Annotated in this window: 5 protein-coding genes; all 5 read left to right on the forward strand. The window is 74.8% G+C overall.

The window, feature by feature from the left end:
* The first annotated feature begins 370 nt into the window (after nt 1–370).
* Nucleotides 371–2,029, forward strand: coding sequence for a beta-N-acetylhexosaminidase (locus CW362_RS41990; protein ID WP_376450550.1), 1,659 nt, complete (start codon nt 371–373; stop codon nt 2,027–2,029).
* A gap of 280 nt (nt 2,030–2,309) precedes the next feature.
* Nucleotides 2,310–3,203 (forward strand): FAD binding domain-containing protein, encoded by an 894-nt coding sequence (locus CW362_RS41995; RefSeq protein ID WP_103554844.1) that lies wholly within the window; start codon nt 2,310–2,312, stop codon nt 3,201–3,203.
* The gene (locus tag CW362_RS42000; RefSeq protein ID WP_103554845.1) at nt 3,200–4,657 is read left to right on the forward strand and encodes a (2Fe-2S)-binding protein; all 1,458 of its coding nucleotides are present in this window, start codon (nt 3,200–3,202) and stop codon (nt 4,655–4,657) included. Before CW362_RS41995 ends, CW362_RS42000 begins: the two co-directional genes overlap by 4 nt.
* A complete protein-coding gene (locus CW362_RS42005) occupies nt 4,654–6,960 on the forward strand; it encodes a xanthine dehydrogenase family protein molybdopterin-binding subunit (protein ID WP_103554846.1) in 2,307 nt (768 codons plus the stop codon). The genes CW362_RS42000 and CW362_RS42005 overlap by 4 nt, the downstream gene beginning before the upstream one ends.
* On the forward strand, nt 6,957–7,139 hold the full coding sequence (locus CW362_RS42010; RefSeq protein ID WP_103554847.1) for a hypothetical protein: 183 nt from the start codon (nt 6,957–6,959) through the stop codon (nt 7,137–7,139). The genes CW362_RS42005 and CW362_RS42010 overlap by 4 nt, the downstream gene beginning before the upstream one ends.
* Nucleotides 7,140–7,333 lie beyond the last annotated feature (194 nt).

Raw genomic sequence — 7,333 nt, forward strand, 5'->3', positions numbered from 1 at the left:
TTCGCCGGGGCCGTCACGGACGCGCGGAAGGCGGCCGTGAACCCGGCGGGGCGGGCCGGGGACGCTTTCTCCGGCGGGCCGGATTTCCGCGCGCCTTCTCCCGGCCCGCGGCCGCCGGGGCGTTTTCCCGCGGCCGTCGGCGGGGGAGCGGTTTCCGCTTCCGGAACCCCTTCTTCCCGGCGGCATCGCGCGCGGTCCGCGCGGATGTCACCCCCCGTCCCGCGCGAACCGGAGAACCCGACCGGACGGTACGGCGGGTGCCCCGGCGGTGACGGCCATTCACGCGCCGGTCTTCTTCCGCCGGCCTTCTTCGTACGCGTACCCGGTGACCCGTCTCCGGCCCCGGCGACGGCAAAGGACTGAAGGACGGATGGACATGATGGATACGGGCCTCATTCCCGCTCCCCTCGTCGTCGAAGGCGTCGGGAGCGGGCGGTTCGCGCTGGACGCGGACACGGTCCTGTGGGCCGCGCCCGGCACGGACGGCACCGGCCGCTGGCTCTGCTCGACGCTCGGCGCCGCGCTCGGGCTGCCGCTGCGACCTGGTCCGCAGGACGCTCCGCGCGCCGTGCGCCTGTTCCTCGACGGTGCTCTGGGGCCGGAGGCGTACCGGCTCGACGTCGGCGACGGCGGTGTCGAGATCCGCGGCGGCGACGCGGCCGGGGTCTTCTGGGGCGCCCAGACGCTGCGCCAACTGCTCGGCCCCGACGCTTTCCGCCGCGCCCCGGTCCGTCCGCGGGAGGCGTACGAAATCGAGCACGTGATCATCGAGGACGCGCCCCGATTCCGCTGGCGCGGCCTGATGCTCGACGTCTCCCGGCACTTCATGCCCAAGGAAGGCGTTCTGCGCTACCTCGATCTGCTGGCCGCGCACAAACTCAACGTCTTCCACTTCCATCTCACCGACGATCAAGGGTGGCGTGTCCAGATCGAGCGCTACCCGAAGCTGACGGAGACCGGTTCCTGGCGGGCGCGCACCAAATTCGGCCACCGGGCCTCGCCGCTGTGGGAGGAGAAGCCGCACGGAGGCTTCTACACCCAGGACGACATCCGGGAGATCGTCGCGTACGCGGCCGAGCGGCATATCGCCGTCGTCCCCGAAATCGACATCCCCGGGCACTCGCAGGCGGCCATCGCCGCCTATCCGGAACTGGGCAACACCGATGTCGTCGACACGGCCTCCCTGACCGTCTGGGACAACTGGGGCGTCTCCGAAAACGTACTCGCCCCCACCGACGACACCCTGCGCTTCTACGAGGGGGTCTTCGAGGAACTCCTCGAGTTGTTCCCGGCGGACCCCGGCCGCTTCCCGGAGTTCTCGGGCTTCTTCCACATCGGGGGCGACGAGTGCCCCAAGGGCCAGTGGCGGAAGTCGGCCGCGGCGCAGGCCCGCATCAGGGAACTCGGGCTCGCCGACGAGGACGAGTTGCAGTCCTGGTTCATCCGGCACTTCGACACCTGGCTGTCCGCGCGCGGACGCCGGCTGATCGGCTGGGACGAGATCCTGGAGGGCGGTCTCGCGCCGGGCGCCGCGGTGTCGTCGTGGCGCGGCTACCAGGGCGGCGTCACGGCCGCGCGTGCGGGCCACGACGTCGTCATGTGCCCCGAGCAGCACGTGTACCTGGACTACCGCCAGGCCGCGGGCGAGGACGAACCGGTGCCGATCGCCTATGTGCGCACCCTGGAGGACGTCTACCGCTTCGAGCCGGTTCCACCGCAGCTCACCGAGGCGGAGGCGCGGCACGTGCTGGGCACCCAGGCCAACGTGTGGACCGAGGTGATGGAGGACCCCGCGCGCGTGGACTACCAGGCGTTCCCGAGGCTCGCCGCCCTCGCCGAGGTCGCCTGGAGCCGCCTGCCGGCCCCCGGCGAACGGGACTTCGCCGGTTTCGAGCGGCGGATGGACGCCCACTACGGACGGCTCGACGCCCTCGGGGTCGCCTACCGGGCGCCCACGGGTCCGCGGCCGTGGCAGCGGCGGCCCGGGGTGCTCGGACGCCCTGTCGAGGGAGCGCCCCCGAAGGTGTGAGACGGCTCACTGCCGGCCGGCACCGGCGCGAGGGCCCCGGTGCCGTTGTCCCACAAGGAAAAGTGCCCCCAAGGGTCACCGAAGAGTGACAATCGGCTTCCAGCGGCGATGCCGTGCGAAAACCGGTCATCTCCCAGGTGAGAGGGGCGAATGCCTCCTAGCGGACCCCTGCGTCGAGGGGCCGGGAAGATGTGCCAGAGTTGCCACGTCCGCCCTGTCAGCACGTACCGTACGGCAGCACAGGTGGGACCAGGTGGGGCAGCGGGAAGGGGCAACCGGTTTGACCACGCACGCACCGCAGACGGCGCAGGCCGTGACGCTGCCCGTCTCGCTGGACGAGGCGGTGGCGGCGCTGTCCGCCATGCCCACGGCCGTTCCGGTCGCGGGCGGCACGGATCTGATGGCCGCGGTCAACTCCGGGCAGCTGCGGCCGGCCGCGCTCGTCGGCCTCGGCAGGATCACCGAGATCCGCGGCTGGCAGTACCAGGACGGCCACGCGCTGCTCGGCGCGGGCCTCACGCACGCTCGCATGGGCCGACCCGACTTCGCCGCGCTCATCCCGGCGCTCGCGGCCGCCGCGCGGGCGGCCGGACCGCCGCAGATCCGCAACGCCGGCACCCTCGGCGGCAACATCGCCTCGGCCGCCCCCACCGGGGACGCGCTGCCCGTACTGGCCGCCCTGGAAGCCACGTTGATCATCGCGGGGCCGGGCGGGACCCGCCGCGAGATCCCCGTGTCGCACCTGCTCGCCGGCGTGGACATGCTCCGCGGCGGAGAACTCATCGGCTACGTGCGCGTGCCGCTGCTGCACGCGCCGCAGGTCTTCCTGAAGGCCACCGGCCGCACCGGACCGGGCCGCGCCCTCGCCTCCGTGGCGGTCGTCCTCGACCCGGCCCGGCGCGGTGTGCGCTGCGCCGTCGGCGCCATAGCGCCGATGCCGCTGCGGCCGCTGGACGCCGAGGCCTGGGTGGCCCAGCTGATCGACTGGGACAACAACCGCGCGATCGTCCCCGAGGCGCTGAACGCGTTCGGCGAGTACGTGGCCGCGGCCTGCATCCCGGACCCCGTCCCCGCCGAGGACGGAACCCTGACACCGCTCCCGCCCGCCGTACTGCATCTGCGGCGCACCGTCGCCGCGCTGGCCCGACGAGCACTTGGAAGGGCACTGTCGTGACCGACGACCAGCACGAAGAGGGCGCCGCGCAGAGCGGGGGCCGCTGGGACCCGCTGCCCCAGGGGGACTACGACGACGGGGCCACCGCCTTCGTCCAGCTCCCCGAGGGCGGCATAGAAGCGCTCCTCGCCGCCCGGGAGCCGCTCGCCGCACCCGGACACGGTTACGTGCCCCCGCAGATCGCCGTGGCGCCCGCCCCTCCCGAGGCGGCCGACCCGGCCGCCGGCGGGACCTGGGCGGGCCAGGGCGGCAACGCCCCGTGGCCGGACCCGGACACCGCGCAGCCGGGAGCGGGCGCCCACGACGACCGGTTCGCGTACCACCCCGGGTCCACCGGGCAGTGGCAGTTCGACGACGGCACGGGGCACGGCCAGGGGCAGGGCCCCGGACACGACGTGACCGGGCAGTGGTCGATCCCGGTGGCCGGAGGCGATCTCCCGGACGAATCGGGCGAGTTCACCACCTCGGCGCTCGTCGAGCAGTGGGGCGGCACGCCGCCCGCCACGCTCCCCGGCGGCGCGGCCGCGCCCTGGGCCGGCGAGATCGGACAGGCCTGGACCGCCGACGCGCGCGAGACGGCCGCTGAGGCCCCCGCCGGACAGCCGGGGCAGCCGGGAGCCGGATCGGCCCCGCAGGCCGCCCAGGAGCCCGTACAGCCCGCTCACGAGACCCCTGAGCCCGCCGCCGACCCCGAGCCGGTCGCCACGGAGGCGCACGAGGCGTCCGAGCCGGATCCGGCGCACGAGGCCGCCGGGACGGACGCCGGGACGCCGGACGCGGACCTCCTGGCCCCCGCCGGACACGACGACCACCCCCTCGCCTCCTACGTCCTGCGCGTCAACGGCACCGACCGGCCCGTCACCGACGCCTGGGTCGGCGAGTCGCTGCTGTACGTGCTGCGCGAGCGGCTCGGCCTCGCGGGCGCCAAGGACGGCTGCTCGCAGGGCGAGTGCGGCGCCTGCAACGTCCAGGTGGACGGCCGGCTCGTGGCCTCCTGCCTGGTGCCCGGCGTCACCGCCGCCGGCAGCGAGGTGCGCACCGTCGAGGGCCTGGCCACCGACGGACAGCCCTCCGACGTCCAGCGGGCACTGGCCAGGTGCGGTGCCGTGCAGTGCGGCTTCTGCGTCCCCGGCATGGCGATGACCCTGCACGACCTGCTGGAGGGCAACCCCGCGCCGACCGAGCTGGAGACCCGTCAGGCGCTGTGCGGCAACCTGTGCCGCTGCTCCGGCTACCGCGGCGTCCTGGACGCCGTGCGCGAGGTCGTCGCCGAACGCGAGGCGCACTCCGCGGCCGAGGCCGAGGCGGCCTCCGGGGCGGACGAGGCCCGCATCCCGCACCAGGCCGGCCCCGGTGCCGGGGGCGTCCACCCGTCCGCGTACGACGACGGTGCCGCCTACGGTTCACCGGCACAGCACGACCAGCCGTACGGCCAGGACGGAGGCCAGGCGTGACCAACCAGACCGCGACCGTGACACCGGCGGCGCCCGAGGCGGGCCCCGAGCCCCTGCCGCACGGGCTCGGCGTCTCGCTGCCCGCCACGGAGGACCGCGCCAAGACCGAGGGCACGTTCCCCTACGCCGCCGACCTGTGGGCCGAGGGCCTGCTGTGGGCCGCCGTGCTCCGCTCGCCCCACGCGCACGCGCGCATCGTGTCCATCGACACCAGCCACGCGCGCGAGATGCCCGGCGTGCGCGCCGTCATCACCCACGAGGACGTGCCCGGCACCCCGATGCACGGCCGCGGCCGCGCCGACCGCCCGGTGTTCGCCTCCGACGTCGTACGCCACCACGGGGAGCCCATCGCGGCCGTCGCCGCCGACCACCCCGACACCGCGCGGATGGCCGCCGCCGCCGTCATCGTCGAGTACGAGGTGCTCGAACCGGTCACCGACCCGGAGCACGCCTTCGAGGCCGAACCGCTGCACCCCGACGGCAACCTGATCCGGCACATCCCGCTGCGCCACGGCGACCCGGACGCGGTCGGCGAGGTCGTCGTCGAGGGCCTGTACCGCATCGGCCGCCAGGACCCCGCCCCCATCGGCGCCGAGGCCGGACTCGCCGTGCCCCGCCCCGACGGCGGCGTCGAGCTCTACATCGCCTCCACCGACCCGCACAGCGACCGCGACGCGGCCGCCGCCTGCTACGGCCTCGAACCCGCGCGCGTGAAGGTCGTCGTCACCGGCGTCCCCGGCGCCACCGCCGACCGCGAGGACCAGGGCTTCCAGCTCGCCCTCGGCCTGCTCGCCCTGGCGACCGGCTGCCCGGTCAAACTCACCGCCACGCGCGAGGAGTCCTTCCTCGGCCACGCCCACCGGCACCCGACCCTGCTGCGCTACCGGCACCACGCCGACGCCGAGGGCAACCTGGTCAAGGTCGAGGCGCAGATCCTGCTCGACGCGGGCGCCTACGCCGACACCTCCGGCGAGTCGCTGGCCGCCGCGGTCTCCTTCGCCTGCGGCCCCTACGTCGTCCCGAACGCCTTCATCGAGGGCTGGGCCGTGCGCACCAACAACCCGCCCTCGGGCCATGTGCGCGGCGAGGGCGCCCTCCAGGTCTGCGCCGCCTACGAGGCCCAGATGGACAAGCTGGCGAAGAAACTCGGGGTCGACCCCGCGGAACTGCGCCTGCGCAACGTCATGGCCACGGGCGACGTCCTGCCGACCGGCCAGACGGTGACCTGCCCGGCGCCCGTCGCCGAGCTGCTCGAGGCCGTGCGCGACTACCCGCTGCCCGCCCTGCCCAAGGACACGCCCGAGGACGAGTGGCTGCTGCCCGGCGGCCCCGAGGGCGCGGGTGAACCCGGTGCCGTGCGCCGCGGTGTCGGCTACGGGCTCGGCATGGTGCACATGCTCGGCGCCGAGGGCGCCGACGAGGTCTCGACGGCCACGGTGAAAGTCCACGACGGCGTCGCCACCGTGCTCTGCGCGGCCGTGGAGACCGGCCAGGGCTTCACCACGCTGGCCCGGCAGATCGTCCAGGAGACCCTCGGCATCGACGAGGTGCACGTGGCTCCCGTCGACACCGACCAGCCGCCGGCCGGCCCGAGCTGCCGGGGACGGCACACCTGGGTGTCCGGCGGGGCGGTGGAGCGCGCGGCCAAGATGGTCCGCACGCAACTGCTACAGCCCCTGGCGCACAAGTTCGGCATGTCCACCGAGCTGCTCCAGATCACCGACGGCAAGATCACCTCGTACGACGGAATGCTGTCGACCACGGTCAGCGAGGCGATGGACGGCAAGGAGCTGTGGGCGACCGCGCAGTGCCGCCCGCACCCGACCGAACCGCTGGACGAGCACGGCCAGGGCGACGCCTTCGTGGGCCTCGCCTTCTGCGCCGTCCGCGCGGTGGTGGACGTCGACATCGAACTCGGCTCGGTCCGGGTCGTGGAGCTGGCGCTCGCCCAGGACGTCGGCCGGATCCTCAACCCGGCACAGCTCAGGGCCCGCATCGAGGCCGGCGTCACCCAGGGCGTGGGCGCCGCGCTGACCGAGAACCTCCGGACCAACCGGGGTCTCGTCCGCCACCCCGACCTCACCGGCTACGCCCTGCCGACCGCCCTGGACGCGCCCGACATCCGCATCGTCAAGCTGGTCGAGGAGCGCGACGTCGTCGCCCCCTTCGGCGCCAAGGCGGCCAGCGCGGTGCCGGTCGTGACCTCGCCCGCGGCCGTCGCGTCCGCCGTGCGGGCGGCCACCGGCCGGCCGGTCAACCGTCTGCCGATCCGTCCGCAGGCGGCGGTGGTGACGGCGCAGTGAGCACGGGGGAGCCGGCGGCCGGCGAACCCGCGCCGCACGGCTCCGCCCCGGTCCCCGGCGCCGAGGACGGGCAGCCGCGCTACGAACCCGCGCCCGGCGTGGGGAAGCTGCTGCTCTGGGTGCTGCTGTTCGTGTCGGCGGCCGTGGTCGTCGTCCTGGGCGGCGTGTACTTCACCTGACGCCGTCCGCGGCGCGGCGCGGCCCGGCGCGGGACGCGTCGCACGGCCGGCCGAGCGACCGCCCCTCCGGCCCGTCGCGCGGCCTCCGCTCATGGCCGGATACCGGCGGCTCCCGTTCCGTTCGCGTGCCGTCCCCCGCGCCGTCTCCCAGGACCTTTCCCCGCCGCGGACGGCTCCCGCCCCGGCGGTTCCCG

It is taken from the genome of Streptomyces populi, assembly GCF_002911015.1.
In the GTDB taxonomy this organism is placed as follows: Bacteria; Actinomycetota; Actinomycetes; order Streptomycetales; family Streptomycetaceae; genus Streptomyces; species Streptomyces populi.

Excerpts from the sequence above, each read along its gene's own strand:
- CW362_RS41990 (WP_376450550.1), top strand. The coding sequence starts at position 371 with ATGGACATGATGGATACGGGCCTCATTCCCGCTCCCCTCGTCGTCGAA.